Source organism: Flavobacterium panici, assembly GCF_024499525.1.
GTDB lineage: Bacteria > Bacteroidota > Bacteroidia > Flavobacteriales > Flavobacteriaceae > Flavobacterium > Flavobacterium panici.
On the sequence record NZ_CP100437.1, the window covers coordinates 4,505,103 to 4,524,207 of the forward strand.

At 32.3% G+C, this 19,105-nt stretch carries 18 protein-coding genes; 9 read left to right on the plus strand and 9 right to left on the minus strand.

The features are described 5' to 3' along the window. Nucleotides 1-66: 66 nt before the first annotated feature. From NLJ00_RS19070 to NLJ00_RS19095, 6 genes are all read left to right on the plus strand, one after another. On the plus strand, nucleotides 67-435 hold the full coding sequence (locus tag NLJ00_RS19070) for a BlaI/MecI/CopY family transcriptional regulator (protein WP_053474181.1): 369 nt from the start codon (nucleotides 67-69) through the stop codon (nucleotides 433-435). 30 nt (nucleotides 436-465) lie between these two features. Beyond that, on the plus strand, nucleotides 466-2,103 hold the full coding sequence (locus NLJ00_RS19075) for a M56 family metallopeptidase (protein WP_256634995.1): 1,638 nt from the start codon (nucleotides 466-468) through the stop codon (nucleotides 2,101-2,103). Between the two features lie 27 nt (nucleotides 2,104-2,130). Then, entirely contained in the window at nucleotides 2,131-2,499 is a 369-nt protein-coding gene (locus tag NLJ00_RS19080; RefSeq protein ID WP_256634996.1) for a BlaI/MecI/CopY family transcriptional regulator, read from the plus strand. Between the two features lie 19 nt (nucleotides 2,500-2,518). Further along, nucleotides 2,519-4,345: a M56 family metallopeptidase gene (locus tag NLJ00_RS19085; protein ID WP_256634997.1), complete on the plus strand. Its 1,827-nt coding sequence runs from the start codon at nucleotides 2,519-2,521 to the stop codon at nucleotides 4,343-4,345. Between the two features lie 101 nt (nucleotides 4,346-4,446). Continuing rightward, nucleotides 4,447-4,587: a hypothetical protein gene (locus NLJ00_RS19090; RefSeq protein WP_053474185.1), complete on the plus strand. Its 141-nt coding sequence runs from the start codon at nucleotides 4,447-4,449 to the stop codon at nucleotides 4,585-4,587. 67 nt (nucleotides 4,588-4,654) lie between these two features. Next, complete coding sequence (locus NLJ00_RS19095) at nucleotides 4,655-5,500, plus strand: EamA family transporter (RefSeq protein ID WP_256634998.1); 846 nt, start codon at nucleotides 4,655-4,657, stop codon at nucleotides 5,498-5,500. A 64-nt stretch (nucleotides 5,501-5,564) separates the two neighbouring features. Here the strand turns inward: NLJ00_RS19095 and NLJ00_RS19100 are convergent, their stop codons facing one another. Next, on the minus strand, nucleotides 5,565-6,119 hold the full coding sequence (locus NLJ00_RS19100) for a fasciclin domain-containing protein (RefSeq protein ID WP_256634999.1): 555 nt from the start codon (nucleotides 6,117-6,119) through the stop codon (nucleotides 5,565-5,567). 212 nt (nucleotides 6,120-6,331) lie between these two features. On the opposite strand from NLJ00_RS19100, the gene NLJ00_RS19105 reads away from it, so the two are divergent. From NLJ00_RS19105 to NLJ00_RS19115, 3 genes are read left to right on the plus strand one after another with little or no spacing between them, the layout of a single operon-like run. Continuing rightward, complete coding sequence (locus tag NLJ00_RS19105) at nucleotides 6,332-6,859, plus strand: ExbD/TolR family protein (protein WP_256635000.1); 528 nt, start codon at nucleotides 6,332-6,334, stop codon at nucleotides 6,857-6,859. A 24-nt stretch (nucleotides 6,860-6,883) separates the two neighbouring features. Continuing rightward, nucleotides 6,884-7,408 (plus strand): ExbD/TolR family protein, encoded by a 525-nt coding sequence (locus NLJ00_RS19110; protein WP_256635001.1) that lies wholly within the window; start codon nucleotides 6,884-6,886, stop codon nucleotides 7,406-7,408. Between the two features lie 27 nt (nucleotides 7,409-7,435). Next, on the plus strand, nucleotides 7,436-7,969 hold the full coding sequence (locus NLJ00_RS19115) for an ExbD/TolR family protein (protein ID WP_256635002.1): 534 nt from the start codon (nucleotides 7,436-7,438) through the stop codon (nucleotides 7,967-7,969). A gap of 109 nt (nucleotides 7,970-8,078) precedes the next feature. Here the strand turns inward: NLJ00_RS19115 and rpsA are convergent, their stop codons facing one another. From rpsA to lon, 8 genes are all read right to left on the minus strand, one after another. Next, nucleotides 8,079-9,857: a 30S ribosomal protein S1 gene (gene rpsA / locus NLJ00_RS19120; protein WP_256635003.1), complete on the minus strand. Its 1,779-nt coding sequence runs from the start codon at nucleotides 9,855-9,857 to the stop codon at nucleotides 8,079-8,081. 473 nt (nucleotides 9,858-10,330) lie between these two features. Continuing rightward, nucleotides 10,331-11,566, minus strand: a complete 1,236-nt coding sequence (locus tag NLJ00_RS19125) for a tetratricopeptide repeat protein (protein ID WP_256635004.1) — start codon at nucleotides 11,564-11,566, stop codon at nucleotides 10,331-10,333. Between the two features lie 181 nt (nucleotides 11,567-11,747). Next, nucleotides 11,748-12,278, minus strand: coding sequence for a hypothetical protein (locus NLJ00_RS19130; RefSeq protein ID WP_256635005.1), 531 nt, complete (start codon nucleotides 12,276-12,278; stop codon nucleotides 11,748-11,750). A gap of 74 nt (nucleotides 12,279-12,352) precedes the next feature. Continuing rightward, a complete protein-coding gene (locus tag NLJ00_RS19135) occupies nucleotides 12,353-13,615 on the minus strand; it encodes a nucleoside permease (protein ID WP_180861722.1) in 1,263 nt (420 codons plus the stop codon). A 69-nt stretch (nucleotides 13,616-13,684) separates the two neighbouring features. Continuing rightward, a complete protein-coding gene (cmk, locus tag NLJ00_RS19140; RefSeq protein ID WP_256635006.1) occupies nucleotides 13,685-14,377 on the minus strand; it encodes a (d)CMP kinase in 693 nt (230 codons plus the stop codon). 245 nt (nucleotides 14,378-14,622) lie between these two features. Then, nucleotides 14,623-15,225, minus strand: coding sequence for a murein L,D-transpeptidase catalytic domain-containing protein (locus tag NLJ00_RS19145; RefSeq protein ID WP_256635007.1), 603 nt, complete (start codon nucleotides 15,223-15,225; stop codon nucleotides 14,623-14,625). A gap of 5 nt (nucleotides 15,226-15,230) precedes the next feature. After that, nucleotides 15,231-16,250: a type IX secretion system protein PorQ gene (gene porQ / locus NLJ00_RS19150; protein ID WP_256635008.1), complete on the minus strand. Its 1,020-nt coding sequence runs from the start codon at nucleotides 16,248-16,250 to the stop codon at nucleotides 15,231-15,233. Nucleotides 16,251-16,427: 177 nt separating this feature from the next. Next, the gene (gene lon / locus NLJ00_RS19155) at nucleotides 16,428-18,881 is read right to left on the minus strand and encodes an endopeptidase La (RefSeq protein WP_256635009.1); all 2,454 of its coding nucleotides are present in this window, start codon (nucleotides 18,879-18,881) and stop codon (nucleotides 16,428-16,430) included. Nucleotides 18,882-19,105 lie beyond the last annotated feature (224 nt).

Consider the following 19,105-nt stretch of genomic DNA (forward strand, 5'->3'; position numbering starts at 1 on the left):
AAATAACTATATTTGTAGTTGCGTAACTAAAAAAATAGTTGTAGGTTTGAATTAAAATTAGAAAACATGCAAAAGTTAACCAACAAAGAAGAAGAGATAATGCAGATTTTATGGAAGCTTAAAAAAGCATTCGTAAAAGAAATTCAGGCAGAGATAACGGAAGACCAGCCGCATTATAATACACTTTCGACAATTGTTAGAAATCTGGAAGAAAAAGGTTTTGTGGCGCATAATGCTTTTGGAAATACACATCAATATTATCCAACAGTAACTCTTGAAGCGTACAGCAAAAAATATATGAAAACGGCTATTGATAATTATTTCAACAGTTCGTATAAAAATATGGTTTCGTTTTTTGCCAAAGAAGAAAAAATTTCTGCAGATGAATTGCGCGAAATTCTGGCAATGATCGAAAATCCAAAAGACAATAAATAACAGTAAAATAAACGAAGAAAAACGACAGTTATGGAATCAATATTTGTTTATATCGCAAAATCGGCTGGCTTAGTGGCATTATTTTACTGTGCTTATTATTTTTTACTTCGAAAAGAAACTTTCTTTACTAGTAACAGATGGTTTTTACTTACTGGTTTAATTACTTCAGTTGTACTTCCATTAATAGTTTATACTAAAGTTGTTTGGGTAAACCCTACTCCTATTCCAAATTTAAATTTCTCTAACACAAATCTTATTCAAAATACTGAAAGTAAATCTTTTGAAATAAACTGGATCTACGTTATGTTATCTATTTATTGTATTGGTCTTTTAGTTTTTCTGATAAAATTTGGAATGGATTTTTATAGTTTAAATTCTATTTTAAAAGGAAAAAAAGTGCACCAGCAGGCTGATTTTAAATTTATTGATACCAACGAAAATATTCCTCCTTTTTCTTATTTCGAATATATCGTATACAACTCATCAATGTATACGCCTGCAGAATTAGAAAATATTATTGAACATGAAAAAGTGCACAGCGATCAAAATCATACTATTGATGTTTTGATATCACGAGCTTTTTGTATGCTTTTTTGGTTCAATCCTATTATATGGCTTTATAAAAAGGCAATTATTCAGAATTTAGAATTTATCGCTGATAAAGAAGCCGCTAAAAAATTATCAGACAAAAAAGCGTATCAATACACGCTTTTAAAAATAACAACGCACGAAAGCTGTGTTGCCATTACCAATCATTTTTATCAATCATTAATCAAAAAACGAATTGTCATGTTAAACAAAAATCAATCAAAAAAAAGAAATTCCTGGAAGTATTATGTTGTAATTCCTGCACTTGCAGCATTTGTATTATTATTTCAAATTGAAGTAGTTGCAAAAGAAAGACAACAAACTGTAAAAGAAGTTTCGGGAGAAATTAAATCTGTAGATGTTTACAAAATCAAGAAAAGCTCAACAGATGCGGATTTGGAAAAAATCAAAGAGAATTTAAAAAAACTTCACAATGTTGATTTTGAAGTTTCTGATGTAAAAAGAAATGCTGAGAACTATTTGACTTCACTTAAAGTTGCTATTAAAAACGGTAAACAACAAGCACAATCTATTCAGGTTAACGGCGATAAAGCGATTAAAGATTTTGGAGTAATTGTTACTACAGATGAAAAAGGTCAAAAAAACGTTGGTATTCAAACTGATGACGATGCGAAAACTAAAGTTGCCATTAGTAAAAAAATCAGCTCTATAGATGCCTCTGAACCTGATAATGCGAAAACTACAACCAGCAAAACACTAATCACTAAAATTGATACCAATGTTAACGATAATACTAATACTAGTACAAAAACTAATAGTAATGCTAACACAAATACTAGCACTACTGTAACTATTGATACAGATAATAAGACTAATACTAAAGTTATTACGACCACGAATGGTTCTGTTATTGCCATTTCTAATGATACAAAAGTCAACGGTAAAGTATTAGAAAGTCTTGTAATTGTTGACGGAAAGGAAATGCCTGCTGGTTTTGATATTGAAGATATAGATGCAAAAGATATTAAATCTGTAAATGTTTACAAAGGAATAAATGCAGTAACTAAATATGGAGATAAAGGCTCAAATGGTGTAATTGAGATAGAAACAAAGCATTAAGAAGCTGGTAATTTTAAAAATCTGAAAATGCAAAAACTAACCAATAAAGAAGAAGAAATAATGCACATTTTATGGAAGCTCAAAAAGGCATTCGTAAAAGAAATTCAGGCAGAAATTACAGAAGATCAGCCGCATTATAACACGCTTTCGACTATAGTTCGTAATCTGGAGGAAAAAGGTTTTGTGGCGCATAATGCTTTTGGAAACACACATCAATATTATCCGGCCGTAACTCTTGAAGCTTACAGTAAAAAGTATATGAATACGGCCATTGATAATTATTTCAACAGCTCTTATAAAAATATGGTTTCGTTTTTTGCCAAAGAAGAAAAAATCTCTGCAGATGAATTACGCGAAATTCTGGCTATGATTGAAAATCCAAACGAAAAAAAATAAACAAAGTAAAATAATCATTATGGAAGCACTTTTCATTTTCATCATCAAATCAAGTGGTTTAATCGCTTTGTTTTATTTTGCGTACTTTTTTTTACTGCGAAAAGAAACCTTTTTCAATAGCAGCAGATGGTTTTTACTTGCCGGTTTAATAACATCAATTGTTTTACCGTTTGTCGTTTACACAAAAATAGTCTGGATTGATCCAGTTCCTGTTCCGGTTGATTATGCGCCAGTTGTGAACTATCACTACACTCCAAATTATCATCCGCAAATTGCTCAAGAAGAATCTTTTGAAATAAACTGGAATCTGGTTTCATTAGGTATTTACGCACTTGGATTTGCTGCTTTTATGATAAAATTCGGAATTGATTTCTACAGTTTGAATTCTGTTTTAAAAGGAAAAAAAGTAGAAAAGCAGGCCGATTTCAAATTTGTAGATGTTGAAGAAAACATTGCTCCATTTTCTTATTTTGATTATATCGTTTACAATTCATCAATGTACAGCGAATCTGAATTAGAAAGTATTTTAGAGCATGAAAAAGTGCACAGCGACCAACATCATACCGTTGATGTAATCATTTCGAGGATTTTCTGTATCCTGTTTTGGTTCAACCCAATTATCTGGTTTTATAAAAAAGCAATTCTTCAAAATTTAGAATTCATTGCAGATAATGAAGCCGCTAAAAAAATATCAGACAAAAAAGCGTATCAATACACGCTTTTAAAAATCACAACACATGAGACGTGTGTTGCCATCACCAATCATTTTTACCAATCATTAATCAAAAAACGAATTGTTATGTTAAACAAAAATCAATCAAAAAAATGGAATTACTGGAAATATTACGCCATAATTCCGGCACTTGGAGCATTTGTTCTCTTGTTCCAAATTAAAACAATTGCGCAGGAGAAAAAAGAACTTAAAGAAAAAACCGAAAAAGCTGCTTTGGCCTCTATAATTCAAGATGGTGAAGTTTATAAAATCACAAAATCGACTACAGATCAGGAATTAAAAGATTTAACCGCAAAATTAAAATCAGAACATAATGTTGATTTAGAAATTTCTAATGTAAAGAGAAACAGTGATAATGAACTAATTGCTATTAAAATTAGAGTTGTTAAAGAAAGCGGTAAAGTTCATGTTATTGATATGAATAGTACTAAAGCCTTAAAAGACTGCAGTATTATAATCGATAAAGATGAAGATGGTTCTAAAAATGTAACCTTAGTTACTGATGATGAAATAGGCAATCCTGCACTAATTCAAAATCGTGATGTCGTAGTAAGAAATTTCGAAAATGATGTTACTCCGGAAGATCGTGCTTCACCAGTTCCTCCTGCTCCACCTGTTGCGCCAATTGCTCCGGTTTTCCCTATTGGACCAATGCCTCCTGCACCAGTTATTGACATGTCTAAAATGCCAAAACCGCCAGTTGCACCGGCAAGTCCAAAAGATAAAGTGGCTTGGGCTAAATTTGAAAAAGAAATGGCTGAGTTTGAAAAAAAGATGGAAGCTTTTGAACCAGATTTATCTGCTTACGAAAAACAAATTGATGCTATGATGGCACAGCGTGAAGCTATTTTTGAAAAACAAATGGAGAAGTATGAAATTGCTATGGAAAAATTCAATTTTGACATGGATAAATTCAGCCAGGATGTTGAAATCAAATACGGCAGAGATTCTCAAGAATATCAAAGAAGCATAAAGCAATATGAATACGACATGAAACAGCATCAGCTTGACATGAAACAACATGAAAAAGATATGAAGCAGTTTGAAAAAGACATGAAACAACGTGAAAAGGAATTGAAAAAATGGGAAAAGGAAAACAGTAAAAAATCCTAAACATCTTTTTCAATCTATAAAAAATCAATTTATTTTGAAGCTAAAAAAGACTTTGTGAGTAACAAAGTCTTTTTTTATATCTTTGAAAAAACAAATCTGCCATGTATAAAATTTTAGCCAAACTAAATAAAATGCTACTGCCTAGTTTTACTAAACAAGGTCTGGATATTTCTAAAGCAAAAAAATGGCAAATGGCGATCATTGGCTATCGCGCATATGTTACTAAACGAGCTTTAGGATAATCAATTAAAAAATACTTTTGTTTCAGACAGCAGAAATAATTGATTTATTTTCTGCAATATCATATTTATGAAAAATAAAGAATTCAACCTTCCTCCTGTTCCGGCAGTTTTATTGGCAATTATAAGTGTACAATGCGGCGCTGCGATTGCAAAAACTCTTTTCCCTGCAATTGGTGCAGCAGGAACGGCATCTATACGTATTGGTGTTTCGGCATTGATTTTATTATTGGCTTACAGGCCAAATTTAAAAGCGATTACGCCGGCGCAATGGAAAATTGTAATTCCATATGGTTTGTCATTGGGGGCAATGAATTTGATTTTTTATTTTGCTATAGAACGAATTCCAATTGGTCTGGCTGTGACTTTAGAGTTTATGGGACCATTATTAGTTGCTATTATAGGCTCAAAACGTTTGATAGATTATTGCTGGGTTTTACTCGCCGCAATGGGAATTGTTTTAATTGCGCCGTGGACAAATGATCGCTTGGATATTTTAGGAGTTGTATTTGCTCTTTTAGCTGGTGCACTTTGGGCAGCTTATATCGTTTTAGGCGGAAAAATTTCAAAAATAATGAATGGCGGTCAGGCCGTCTCAACCGGAATGCTATTTGCTGCAATATTAATTTTGCCTTTTGGATTCCTTGAAAACGGATTAGCTAATCTTACTCCAAAACTCTTCGGAATGGGAATTGCGCTTGCGCTTTTATCTAGTGCGATTCCGTTTACTTTAGAAATGAAAGCTTTAGGTCAGCTTCCTCCGCGTACGTTTAGTATTTTAATGAGTTTAGAGCCTGCAGCTGCTTCTATTTGCGGATTTATCTTTCTACAGGAAAACTTAAGCTTTTACGAAATTTTGGCTGTATTGTGTGTTGTAATTGCGTCTGCGGGAAGTACTTTGACCGCAAAGAAATAAAAAAAGCCCTGCATATAACCGCAAGGCTTCTTCATTGTAGGCATTCAATTTTTGGAGGTCTTAATTATTTTTTAGGCAATAATACTGCATCAACTACATGAATTACACCATTTGACTGGTTCACATCTGCAATTGTTACTTTTGCTTCACCACCATTTTCATCGCTGATATATAAGTCTTTTCCTTTCATCCAAGCCGTAAGAGTTCCACCGCTAACTGTTTTAATAGTAGCTTTTCCTTTACCTGCTTTTATTGCTTTTGCAATATCAGATGCATTCCATTTTCCTGCAGCAACATGATAGGTCAAGATCGTTTGCAGCATTTTTTTATTTTCTGGTTTCAATAATGTTTCAACAGTTCCTGCTGGTAATTTATCAAATGCCGCATTTGTTGGAGCAAAAACAGTGAATGGTCCTTTGCCTTGTAACGTTTCAACTAAATCGGCTGCTTTTACTGCGGCAACAAGTGTTGTGTGATCTTTTGAATTAACGGCATTCTCAATAATATTTTTATTAGGATACATTGCTGCTCCACCAACCATTACTGTTTTTTGAGCAAATGATGTAAATCCGAATGATAATGTTAAAATTGCTGCGGCTAAAAAATTTCTAGTTTTCATAATTATTATTTTAAGTTATATGTTCATTTACGGGGATATATTTGTTTTGGTTTTACGAAAAATTAAAATAATTAAAAAAAATCATTGAAAAATCCGCAATAACCACTGAAAAACAAGCCTTTAATCTTAAAATTATTTTTCATTATTTTTTAAGATCATGATGAATTTTGCTTTCTTTTTATCACTAAATTTAGATTCAAAACATCTTCATTATGCAAAATCTACCTAAAAAAGTAAGAAGTAAAAAGTTAAGTTCAAGAGTCGATTTAACTGCAATGGTCAGTGTTTCCTTTTTATTGATTATATTTTTTATGCTTGTTGGTGAATTGTCTAAGCCAAAAGTCTTAGTATATGATACGGGACGAGATAGAGGTTGCTGTGACTGCCCTCCTCCTCATTATGGAGAAAATAGATCAATAACCGTAATGTTGGGTGAAAATAATAAATTGATCTATTACATGGGGATTTTGAGTTCTCCGATAATTTCGCCAAAAGAAATTAAATATGGCAAAGAAGGAATTCGTCAGGAATTGCTAAAAAGAAATAAAAGTATGCTTGAATATTCAGCCGCTTTAGGAAAACCCGGAAGAGGAATCACTGTAATTATAAAGCCTAGCAAAAAATCTAATTTTAAAAATTTGGTTGATATTTTAGATGAAATGGCAATTGCTAATATTGAAACCTATGCAATAGTACCTGAGTTTACTCCACAAGAATCTAATTTATTGGCTTCAAAATAATTCTTATTAACTTAAATCTAAATTATGAAAAACCTGCCTCAAAGAGTAAGAAGTAAAAAATTGAGTTCAAGAGTTGATTTGACTGCAATGGTCAGTGTTTCGTTTTTACTAATCATATTTTTCATGCTTGTTGGTGAATTATCAAAAGCAAAAGTTATGGATTTAAGTCTTCCGGACAAAGAAGGCGGCCATGGCTGTCCTGGCTGTATTAGGGGAAATCGTTTATATACAATTTTGCTTGACCAAAATGATAAAATAATAACTTATTCGGGTATATTAGAATTTGACCAGAATACGGTGAAAAAAGTTGAATTTGGAAAGGATGCAATTCGTAAGGAAGTATTTCAAAAAAAGAAAGAAGTAAGTGATTACATGATATCGGTAGGAAAACCAAGAAATGGTGTAATCGTAGTTATAAAACCAAGCCCAAAAAGTAATTTTAAAAATTTGGTCGAGATTCTAGATGAAATGAGAATAGCAAATATCAATACTTTTTCAATTGTCGATGAATTTACTACTGAAGAATCTAATTTATTGGCTTCAAAATAATTTCTTAATTAACTTAAATCTAAATCTATGAAAAATCTGCCTCAAAAAGTAAGAAGTAAAAAATTGAGCTCAAGAGTTGATTTGACTGCAATGGTCAGTGTTTCATTTTTGTTGATTATATTTTTCATGCTTGTTGGTGAATTATCTAAGCCAAAAGTTATGGAATACAATTTACCAAATTATGATGATGACGAATGGCGTTTTACAGGTTGTGTGCTCCATGATGAAAACCGTGTTTTAACACTTTTACTTGATGATAATAACAAAATAATTACTTATTCAGGATTATTATTTTTTCCAATTGAAGCACCAAAAGCAATACAATACGGAAAAAATGGAATCAGAAAAGAGCTATTAGAACGAAATAGAAAAGTTTTAGAATATTCAGCACAACGAGGAAAACCTGGAAGAGGAATTACAGTTATTATCAAACCGAGTAAAAAATCTAATTATGGCAATTTAGTTGATATTTTAGATGAAATGAAAATTACGGGTATAAACTCTTATTCTATTGTTGATTATTATACTCCGGAAGAAGAAAATTTATTAGCAATTAAATAAAGTTCAATTCTGTAAAAACTTTAAACCTGAAACAAAGAAAACCTAAAACAAAATGAATAAAAAAAGTCCCACATTTCTGTGGGACTTTCTATTTAAAGAAAACTAAGAATTATTTTTTCTCAGTTTTTTCCATTTTAGCTTTTAATGCAGCTAATACATCATTGTTATCTCCTAAAGTTGCAGCTGGTGCATTTGTAGTAGAAGCAGATGAAGTATTTTCAGTTGCAGCTTTCACGTTTTTCTCTTCTTCTTCACGGAAGATAGCAGTGTGAGAAGCAACTACTCTTTTGAATTCTTTGTTGAATTCGATTACTTTGAAATCAGCAGTATCACCTTTTTTCAATTTCTTTCCGTCTTCTTTTTCAAGGTGACGAGTAGGAATGAAAGCAACGATATCATCTCCGAATTCTACAGTAGCTCCTTTGTCAACGATTTCAGAAATTTCACCATTGTGGATAGTTCCTACAGCGAAAGAATCTTCGTATTGATCCCAAGGATTAGCAGTAGTTTGTTTGTGACCTAAAGATAATTTACGTCCTTCAACATCTAATTCTAATACAACTACATCAAGTTTTTCACCAACATTTACAAATTCAGATGGGTGTTTGATTTTCTTAGTCCAAGAAAGATCAGAAATGTAGATTAATCCATCAATTCCTTCTTCTAATTCTACGAAAATACCAAAGTTTGTAAAGTTTCTAACGATACCTGTATGTTTAGAACCTACTGGGTATTTAGAAGTAATGTCAGTCCATGGATCTTGAGTCAATTGTTTGATACCTAATGACATTTTACGGTCATCTCTATCTAAAGTTAAGATAACAGCCTCAACAACATCTCCAACTTTCACGAAGTCCTGAGCAGAACGTAAGTGAGTTGACCATGACATTTCAGAAACGTGGATTAAACCTTCAACACCTTCAGCAACTTCGATAAATGCACCGTAATCAGCGATTACAACTACTTTACCTTTTACTTTATCACCAATAGTTAAATTAGCATCTAAAGCATCCCATGGGTGAGCGTTTAATTGTTTCAATCCTAATTGAATTCTTGTTTTCTCATCATCGAAATCAAGGATTACAACGTTTAATTTTTGGTCTAATTCAAGAACTTCACTTGGGTGGTTGATTCTGCTCCAAGAAAGGTCAGTAATGTGAATTAATCCGTCAACACCACCTAAGTCAATGAACACACCATAAGAAGTAATGTTTTTAACAACACCTTCTAATACTTGTCCTTTTTGTAATTGACCGATGATTTCTTTTTTCTGTACTTCGATATCAGCTTCGATAAGCGCTTTATGAGATACAACAACGTTTTTGAATTCGTGGTTAATTTTCACCACTTTGAATTCCATCATTTTGTTTACATATACATCGTAGTCTCTAATTGGCTTAACGTCAATTTGAGAACCAGGTAAGAAAGCTTCGATACCAAAAACGTCAACGATCATACCACCTTTAGTTCTGCATTTTACAAAACCATTAACGATTTCACCTGTTTCGTTTGCTGCGATAACTCTATCCCATGATTTAATAGTACGAGCTTTTCTGTGAGATAATACTAATTGACCTGTTTTATCCTCACGGATGTCAATTAATACTTCTACTTTGTCACCCACTTTTAAGTTTGGGTTGTAACGGAATTCGTTTAAAGAAATAACACCTTCCGATTTTGCGTTGATATCAACGATAACGTCTCTATCTGTAATTCTTACAACTACACCTTCAACTACTTCTTCTTGATCTGTAGCGATGAAAGTTTTAGATACTAGTTCTTCGAATTCTTGTAAGTTTTTCTCGTCAACAGCATCAATTCCTTCTTGGAAGTTATGCCAGTTAAAATTCGCTAAAAACTCTTCTTGTGTTTTTGTTTGTTCAGACATGCTGATAAAAAAATTTGTATTCTGTTTTTCTCGAGTTTCATAAAGCAGTAGAAAATACAGAAGTTGTTTTACATAAATGGTTGATACCTAAAGGAAACTCTTCTTCGCCAAAAGGACTGCAAAATTACTACAAATATTTGTACTTACAAAATAAATCCAGATGATTATCCGTCAATTGTTCAGGAGCAGAACATTTTAACCTTTTAAAGACCTAAAGTCCCGCTTTCGCTCCTATCTTTTTCTGATCTCGTTCTAAAAACGAGACCAGAAAAAGGATAACCGCTCTATCGGGGCTAAATGAGACGTTTAGCAACTTTTAAGGACCTTTTTTGTCAGGCTGAGCGAAGTCGAAGCTAATTGTTACTGATAAAGTCTTCGACTTCGCTCAGCCTGACAATCGTTTTCAAAACAACAAACCCGACAGGTTTTAAAAACCTGTCGGGTTTACTGTATGCGGTTACCTTTGCCAAACTTTAAAACTTTGACAATGGTTTTTCTAAATCAAGTTCAAACAGCTTGGGGTTTTCAAATTTACTTTCGTCGAGTTGAAAATTTTTGTCATAAAATTTCCATGGCGAATTAGCAAAAAAATACAATTTATCATGAACTAAAGCGGCCAAAGCAGGCTCATTAAACTCTTCCCTATTATTATCTAAAATTGCAAAATCAGTTATTTTAGTTTCAGATTGGTTTAAGTTGTAACGGATTATTCTAATCGGTACTACTCCATTTTCAATTGCGATTAATGAATTTTTATAATAAACCAATCCATCGATTCCTTTTTTAGAAACCTCATTTGGAAATTCCAGCCAATATTCTTTTTTAGTTTTTATATCAACTACACTAATTCCTTTTAAATAATCGGCGATAAACAATTTCGATTCGTTTTTATTAAATGTAATTCCCTGCAGATTAAAAGCGTCATTTCTTAAATCCTTCCATAAAATCAAACTATCATTTTCAATTTTATAAATAATCGGTTCAGCACTATCTGATATAAAAACATCGTTATTTTTGCCTACAGCAATATCTCCAAAAACATGATTTCCTTCAATAGTATATCGCTTAATCAGTTTTTTAGAGGAAATTTCGATTTTCAAAATCTCACTTTTTCCATCTAGTTCTTTTGTAAAACCGTTCATTTCAGGAATTGCAGAACAAGCCACCCAAAGATATTTTTGATCATAATCTGCTTTTAAAGCAAAAACCGAATACAAACAATCTGTAAACCAATCGGAGCATTTACCAGACGCATCAAAAGAAACGATCTTTTTATTCCGAATACTGGATGACAGCCAAAGCTTTTGTTTCTCTAAATAAAATAATCCTTCCGGATGGAGATCCTTCTCTGAAAGTTGGAGTTTTTCAACTGAATTTTTAATTGTTTTAGATTGAGAAACTTTCAACTGCAATAATTCTTTAAAACCATCATCATTTTTTATAGATTCAAAATCCGAATCATCTTCAAAAGGAACTGTATTATTTGCCAGAACCATTCTTTTTAAAACCAATAAAGCTTCCTCTTTTTGGCCATTTAAAGCATAAGCCGATGCCAAATTATAAGTAAAAGTAGGATGTGCCGGCCTAATACTATCTAATTGTTTAGCCAATTTTAAAAACTGAACATAATCTTTGCTTTTATAAGCTTCTGCACTTTTCTCATACAATGCCTTGGTTTGGGCAAATCCAAAAGTGCTAATCAAAAGCAAAACAAATAATTTTAGTTTCAGCATCATTAAAGTCTTAAAAATGAATCACTAAGTTATTGTTTTTATTTCAATAGCAGTACTTTTTAAACGCAAGAAACCCGACAGGTTTTAAAAACTTGTCGGGTTTACTATGTGCAGTCACCTTTGTCAAAGTTCAAAACTTTGACAAAGGTTTAACTGTTTATTCTTTAACCTCAAACTTTACTTTAACAAAAGCTATTATTTTCTCGAAGTTTTCTGAACCAACTTCTATTTCACCTAAAATTAAAGGCTCATAATTTTTAGTTATCAGTATCAAATTATTTTCTCTGATAATATAGTGTATCAATTCTGACCATTGGATAAGATTGAAATGTTCCCCAGAAGTTGCTATTAAAGCATTTTCTGTAAATTCCAAATTCATGTATTTTAAATAATGAAAATCATTAATTTCCTTTACCTTAACATCTTCCATTCTTTTATAAAAAGATCTTATTTTGAAGTAATAATAGACAAAAGGTAAGAGATTGGACAGCCCAAAAAACACAAAACCGTAACCAATTCCAAATATATCAGGTCTCTTGTAAATTAAGGCAATTCCAATAATGATTAAAACTAATCCAAGATATTGCGAATTTTTATAATAATCTTTTTTCTGTTTCCAATTAAGATCGAACAATAAATCCATTTGTTTATTGTAAATATCTTTATCAAACTCTAGTTCAAATTTCATAAAATTTATTCTCTGAAATTAAAAAAAAAACCAACAGATCACTGTTGGGTTTTATACAAAATATTATATTTTATTTAATGTTTTAAATCTTCTAATTCCTTCGGATCATGCTTATACTTAAATAAGAATACAAATAAAATCAAAATAACAAATGCATATCCCGCAAATGAAAACCAAACGTTAGTCCAATGAACTACATTACCTGTAGTAAAATATCTAACTGTTCTTCCTGCAAACTCACCACCTAATATAGCGCCAATTCCATTTGTCATTAACATAAATAATCCTTGAGCACTTGATCTAATTTTACTATCTGTTTCTCTTTCAACAAATAAAGAACCTGAAATATTAAAGAAATCAAAAGCCATTCCGTATACAATCATAGATAAAATTAGGAAAATTACTCCCGATCCAGGATTTCCGATTCCAAACAATGCAAAACGTAAAACCCAAGCAATCATACTAAATACCATTACTTGTTTTATACCAAATCTTTTTAGAAAAAATGGAATAGTTAAAATGAAAAGGGTTTCAGAAATTTGAGATAATGAAATTATAAAAACAGAATGTTCTACTCCAAATGTACCATGATATTCAGGGTTAGAACCAAAGCTTCTAATAAATGTATCACCAAACATATTTGTAACTTGTAATGCTGCACCTAATAACATTGCAAAAACAAAAAAAACTGCCATCTTTTTTTGCTTAAATAATACAAAACTATCTAATCCAAATTTACTTGACAAAGATTGGTTTACGTTTTTATTTTCAGCTGGAACATCCGGCATTGTAAACGAAAACAAACCAGTAACAATCATAGCAACTGAAGCAAAAATAAACTGATTTGTATTTGATTTCCAATCTGTCAAATCGGTAATCCACATTGCAATTATAAAGCCTACTGTACCCCAAACACGAATTGGTGTAAATGCTTTTTGAACATCAAATTTAAATTTATTCAATACTGCATAACTAACAGAATTATTTAAAGCGATAGTTGGCATATAAAAACAGCTGGTTGCAAAAATAACCCAATACATTTCTTGAGAATTATTTGCTTTAGTTGCAAAAAAAATGGCAATCCCGGCAATTATATGCGAAACTCCCAAAACTTTTTGTGCACTGAAATATTTATCTGCAATGATACCAAGTAAAGCCGGCATGAACAAACTTGCCCAACCCATAGAACCATAAGTTCTTCCTATTGACAAACCAACACTTCCGCCTTCAATTGGGCCAAAAACCTGCCCCATATATCCTCCTAATGAAATCAGCCAAACTCCCCAAACAAAAAATTGGAGAAAATTCATAATAGTCAGTCTTAATTTAATTCCCATATAATGAAATTGTCTTTTTAGTAAAAATGAAGTCGTAAAACTACCATTTAAAATAATATCTACAAAAAATTAATCTATTTTAACAACATCATTTACTAATTCTAAAACAGCTGCAAATTGTTCTTCTTTATTTAAGTACGAATTATCGATCTCAATAGCGTCATCTGCAATTACAAGAGGAGAATCTTCGCGGTGTGTATCGATATAATCTCTCTCCATGACATTTTTTAAAACATCTTCGTAAGAGACATTATCACCTTTTTGCTGTAATTCATCAAAACGTCTCTGCGCACGGGTTTCGGCGCTGGCAGTCATAAATATTTTAAGTTCGGCATTGGGAAAAACTACCGTTCCAATATCTCTGCCGTCCATTACAATAGCCTTATTTGTTCCCATTTCCTGCTGCTGTTCCACTAATTTTGCACGCACTTCAGAAATTTCGGCTACTTTGCTCACAAAATTAGAAACTTCAATAGTTCTAATTTGTTTTTCAACGTTTTCACCATTCAAATACATTTCGGCAAAACCTAAATCAGCATTAAATCTAAACTCTAACTGAATGTTTGGTAGTGCCTGAATCAAAGTTTCTTTATCAAAAAAATCAGTTCCAATAAACTTGTTCTGCATGGCAAAATAGGCCACGGCGCGATACATTGCTCCAGTATCAACATATACATATTCAAGTTCTTTTGCCAATTGTTTTGCCAAAGTGCTTTTCCCTGTTGATGAAAACCCGTCGATAGCAATTGTAATTTTTTTCAATTTTTTATGTTTTAATTTTTATTCTCTAAATAATACGATATGTGACTATCAAACAGTCAAAAAATACAACTGCAAATGTAACATCTTTCTCTGTAAGTTGAATGTTTCAAATAGCAATAACAATATCAAATTGTAACGTTTTCAATATCTGTATCTTGTTCAAAAAAAAAAAACTATTATTAAAGAAAGTTATTCAGCTTTCTGTAATAATAGTATATTGATGAGATGCTTATAAATAATATATTTTAATAATAAATATCTAAAAGAATATTCGATTTAGAACTATCAATTATCTTTTCTATTCGTTTAAAAAATTGTTCGCTAACCATTGGGCATCCTTTACTGCGGCTGATGTAATAGTTTTGTTCTTCGGCAGGAACTGCAGAATAAGAGTGTAATACTATTGCTCTTTTTAAAGCATTATTATTAGATTCATCTAAACCCATTAATCGATATGCTTTCCCAAAGATGCCTTTATAATTTTTACCTATTACATATCTGCCAAGCGCTGTGCAATTCGAATTAGGCTCATTACTAAATTTAAGCATTCCGTTAATACCGGTTTCAGAGCCAGAACCGTGTGCTACAAGGCCTTGATCAATAATTTCATTTTTCTCTAAATCGTAAACAAAAAAACGATTTTTTCCTGAAGGCACTTTCATATCAACCAAAAATGCAATTTTAGTATTGTATCTGTGATCGATGTTAATCATGTCTCTAATTTCATCTACCCTGTTGTTAATTCTTTCGATTTCGACACTGGTAATAGAAGCTTCTTCTTTGAAGTAGTGTTTTGATCCCGTAAAAACGCCTACAGTCATAAACAAAAGTAAACTGAATAATTTCATATAAATTACTGGAGATTTAGAATTAAACCAAAAAGACTTGTATTTCCTGCCAATGTATATCTAGAGTACGAATAGTTAAACTTTAACTTATTCATCTTTAATCCAAAACCTAATGAAATTCCTGAAAAATTACGTTGATCTTCTACACGTAATTCTTCTCCTCTTCTAAAATTATAGCCTAAACGCAGGTTTACTGCTTTTTTAGGGAAGAGTTCAATACCAAAAAGGACATGCCTCAAAGCATTATTTACAAATGAAACTTTTTCACTACTTATTGAACCATCAATATTGGTTTCTCCGCGAACGGGATTCGAAAAAGAAATATTCCATTGCTGCAAATTCTCTAAAGTAAGATGCCAGCGAATAGGGACATGTTCTAATTCCTGCGAAATTCCGGCAGTGATTTCAAAAGGTAAATTTTCCTGTATTCCGGAATACGTTCTAAATTGTGTACCTATATTGCGAAATACCAGCGCATAATTTAAATCATTTTTTTCATCAATATATAATAAACCTATATCTACTGCGCCTCCAATCGAATTATAACTTTCCAGTGTTGAAGTTATTAACTTCGCACTAGCTCCAATATGAAGATCTGTAAAAGGTACATTATAAGCATATCCAAATGACAATGCGCCTTCACTTCCTGTAAAATCTGATGTAGCCTGACCGTTTTCGTCGTAACCTTCAAAAGATCCGTAGTTTATGTAATTAACTCCGGCATAAAAAGTCTGCACGTGGCGGTCATAAGTATAAGCATACGAAGCACTTCCGTATGAAGCTTCTCCGTAATAATTTCCATAATTCAAGGCTAAATGGTTGTCCATATCTGCGTTTAAAACGGCTGGATTGGACATAGCCTGGTTAACATCTTCGTCATATATCGTAATCACTTTTCCACCCAGCGCTGCCTGACGCGGAGATGCTGTTAAATTTAGAAATTGATAGGTGTAACGCCCTCCAACCTGCCCGAACGAAACCGAACAAAGTAGTAACATTAAAAATAAAACATAGTGTTTTGGCATTTGTTTTTGTGGCGTTCCTATATGGGAATAACGCAAATACAAATATAAAATTATATAACGCCAAAAATAAAATTAAACATTAAATAAATTCGACAAGAAATTCCAATAAAAAAAATTCCAAATCCCAATAATAAAAATTGGAATTTGGAATTTAAATATTTGAGATTTAATTAAGAGTTATTTCAACGTTTTAGCATTCTTTACATTTTGATCTGTTAAGGCTAAAGCCAGAACTTCGCTCATTTCTTTTACATAATGAAAAGTAAGACCTTCTAAATATTCAGCTTTAATTTCGTCAATATCGCTTTTGTTTTCATGACAAAGAATGATTTCTTTAATTCCTGCTCTTTTTGCTGCAAGGATTTTTTCTTTAATTCCGCCAACAGGCAAAACTTTTCCGCGTAAAGTAATCTCTCCAGTCATAGCAAGGCTTTTCTTCACCTTCTTTTGAGTTAATAATGAAACTAAAGAAGTAAGCATTGCAATCCCTGCGCTTGGTCCGTCTTTTGGTGTTGCTCCTTCCGGAACGTGCAGGTGAATGTTATATTTTTGGAACAATTCAATTCCTAAACCTAACTTTTTAGCATTTGCTTTAATGTATTCTAAAGCAATTGTAGCCGATTCTTTCATGACATTTCCAAGGTTTCCGGTAATGGTTAAAGAACCTTTTCCTTCAGAAATTAATGATTCTATAAATAAGATATCTCCTCCAACACTTGTCCAGGCTAAACCTGTAACAACTCCGGCAACATCGTTATTTTCGTATTTATCACGCTCTAATCTCGGAACTCCTAAAACTTTTACGATATCTTCGTCAGTAACTTTTTTGTTGTACTCCTCTTCCATCGCAACGGCTTTTGCTGCGTTACGGATTACCTGAGCAATTTTAGTTTCAAGATTACGAACGCCAGATTCTCTTGTATATCCTTCAACAATTTTTTCTAATTGTTTTTTTCCAATAGTCAAATCTTTGGCCGTTAATCCGTGTGCTTCTAATTGCTTTGGAAAAAGGTGTCTTTTCGCAATTTCAACTTTTTCTTCAATTGTATAACCTGACATCTTGATAACTTCCATTCTGTCACGTAAAGCAGGCTGAATTGTAGCCATATTATTTGATGTCGCAATAAACATTACTTTAGATAAATCAAATCCCATTTCAAGGAAATTATCATAAAAAGCATTGTTTTGCTCTGGATCTAAAACTTCTAATAATGCAGAAGATGGATCACCGCTGTTTCCGTTTGATAATTTATCAATCTCATCTAAAATAAAAACCGGATTTGAAGTTCCTGCTTTCTTTAAACTTTGAATAATACGTCCCGGCATTGCTCCGATATACGTTTTTCTGTGTCCGCGAATTTCTGCTTCATCACGTAATCCGCCTAAAGAAATACGTACATATTCACGACCTAAAGCTTCGGCTACAGAACGACCAATAGAAGTTTTACCAACTCCCGGAGGCCCTGTTAAACATATAATTGGAGATTTCATGTCATTTCGCAATTTTAAAACTGCCAAATGTTCAATCATTCTTTTCTTCACTTCATCAAGACCAAAGTGATCTTTGTCTAATATTTTTTGAGCAAATTTTAAATCAAATTTGTCTTTAGAATATTCGCCCCAAGGCAGTTCTAAAAACAACTCTAAATAGTTACGCTGAATTCCAAAATCTGGCGACTGCGGATTCATTCTGCGCATTTTAGACAATTCTTTTTCGAAATGTTTCTGCGTTTTTTCGTCCCATTTTTTGGTTTTCGCTTTTATTCCCATTTCGTCCATTTCCTCTTCCTGCGAAACACCGCCCAATTCTTCCTGAATGGTTTTCATTTGCTGGTGAAGGAAATATTCACGCTGCTGCTGATCTAAATCAAAACGAACTTTTGACTGAATGTCATTCTTCAATTCTAATTTTTGAAGCTCCACATTCATATAACGCAAAGTCTCTAAAGCACGCTCTTTTAAGCCATTTATCGATAAAAGACCTTGTTTTTCTTTTACGGATAAATTCATGTTTGAAGACACAAAATTGATCAAAAACGATTGGCTTTCAATATTTTTAATGGCAAAAGTAGCTTCAGATGGAATGTTCGGACTTTCTTTAATAATCTGGATTGCCAGTTCTTTTACAGAATCTAAAATAGCCGTAAATTCACTGTCATTTTCATCAGGACGTTCTTCTGACACTTCTTTAATAGTAGCCGTCATATAAGGATCTTCTGAAACAACTTCGTCAATTTCAAAACGTTTTTTTCCTTGTAAAATAACGGTCACATTTCCGTCGGGCATCTTTAAAACACGCAAAATACGTGCAACCGTTCCTATTTTATGAATATCGTCTTTTGACGGATCTTCGTCTTCTTCATTAATTTGAGAAACAACTCCAATAATTTTTCCGCCGGCATTGGCATCATTAATTAATTTGATTGATTTATCTCGTCCTGCAGAAATTGGAATCACAACTCCCGGGAATAATACTGTATTTCGTAAAGGTAAAATTGGCAGAGAAACAGGAAGTTCTTCATTGTTCATTTCCTCTTCGTCCTCTGGAGTTAATAATGGAATTAATTCTGCTTCTGAATCAAATTCTTGTAGTGACAGATTGTCAATAGTGAGTATTTTATGATTTGACATAATAATATATAAGTCGTTTTGTCATTAAAAGTTTAATACTATTTGTAAACACGGCCTTAAAAGCTGCTGTTTCAATTAAGTGTTTCATTTACAAGATAGGCCATAAAAATAGACAATCATTATGCCAAATGCAAAATAGTGACGTTTGAAATTTAGTTTTAGCCCTTAATTTCATCTATTTCTAAAAAAATTAAAATTAATTTTATAAAAAGTGTAACATATTA

Bases quoted from the DNA above. Each gene is read 5' to 3' on its own strand.
- NLJ00_RS19070 (WP_053474181.1), top strand. From the start codon at position 67: ATGCAAAAGTTAACCAACAAAGAAGAAGAGATAATGCAGATTTTATGG.
- NLJ00_RS19080 (WP_256634996.1), top strand. From the start codon at position 2,131: ATGCAAAAACTAACCAATAAAGAAGAAGAAATAATGCACATTTTATGG.
- NLJ00_RS19115 (WP_256635002.1), top strand. From the start codon at position 7,436: ATGAAAAATCTGCCTCAAAAAGTAAGAAGTAAAAAATTGAGCTCAAGA.
- NLJ00_RS19085 (WP_256634997.1), top strand. From the start codon at position 2,519: ATGGAAGCACTTTTCATTTTCATCATCAAATCAAGTGGTTTAATCGCT.
- NLJ00_RS19105 (WP_256635000.1), top strand. From the start codon at position 6,332: ATGCAAAATCTACCTAAAAAAGTAAGAAGTAAAAAGTTAAGTTCAAGA.
- NLJ00_RS19095 (WP_256634998.1), top strand. From the start codon at position 4,655: ATGAAAAATAAAGAATTCAACCTTCCTCCTGTTCCGGCAGTTTTATTG.
- NLJ00_RS19145 (WP_256635007.1), bottom strand. From the start codon at position 15,225: ATGAAATTATTCAGTTTACTTTTGTTTATGACTGTAGGCGTTTTTACG.
- rpsA (WP_256635003.1), bottom strand. From the start codon at position 9,857: ATGTCTGAACAAACAAAAACACAAGAAGAGTTTTTAGCGAATTTTAAC.
- NLJ00_RS19135 (WP_180861722.1), bottom strand. From the start codon at position 13,615: ATGGGAATTAAATTAAGACTGACTATTATGAATTTTCTCCAATTTTTT.
- NLJ00_RS19075 (WP_256634995.1), top strand. From the start codon at position 466: ATGGAATCAATATTTGTTTATATCGCAAAATCGGCTGGCTTAGTGGCA.
- NLJ00_RS19090 (WP_053474185.1), top strand. From the start codon at position 4,447: ATGTATAAAATTTTAGCCAAACTAAATAAAATGCTACTGCCTAGTTTT.
- NLJ00_RS19110 (WP_256635001.1), top strand. From the start codon at position 6,884: ATGAAAAACCTGCCTCAAAGAGTAAGAAGTAAAAAATTGAGTTCAAGA.
- NLJ00_RS19100 (WP_256634999.1), bottom strand. From the start codon at position 6,119: ATGAAAACTAGAAATTTTTTAGCCGCAGCAATTTTAACATTATCATTC.
- NLJ00_RS19130 (WP_256635005.1), bottom strand. From the start codon at position 12,278: ATGAAATTTGAACTAGAGTTTGATAAAGATATTTACAATAAACAAATG.
- porQ (WP_256635008.1), bottom strand. From the start codon at position 16,250: ATGCCAAAACACTATGTTTTATTTTTAATGTTACTACTTTGTTCGGTT.
- lon (WP_256635009.1), bottom strand. From the start codon at position 18,881: ATGTCAAATCATAAAATACTCACTATTGACAATCTGTCACTACAAGAA.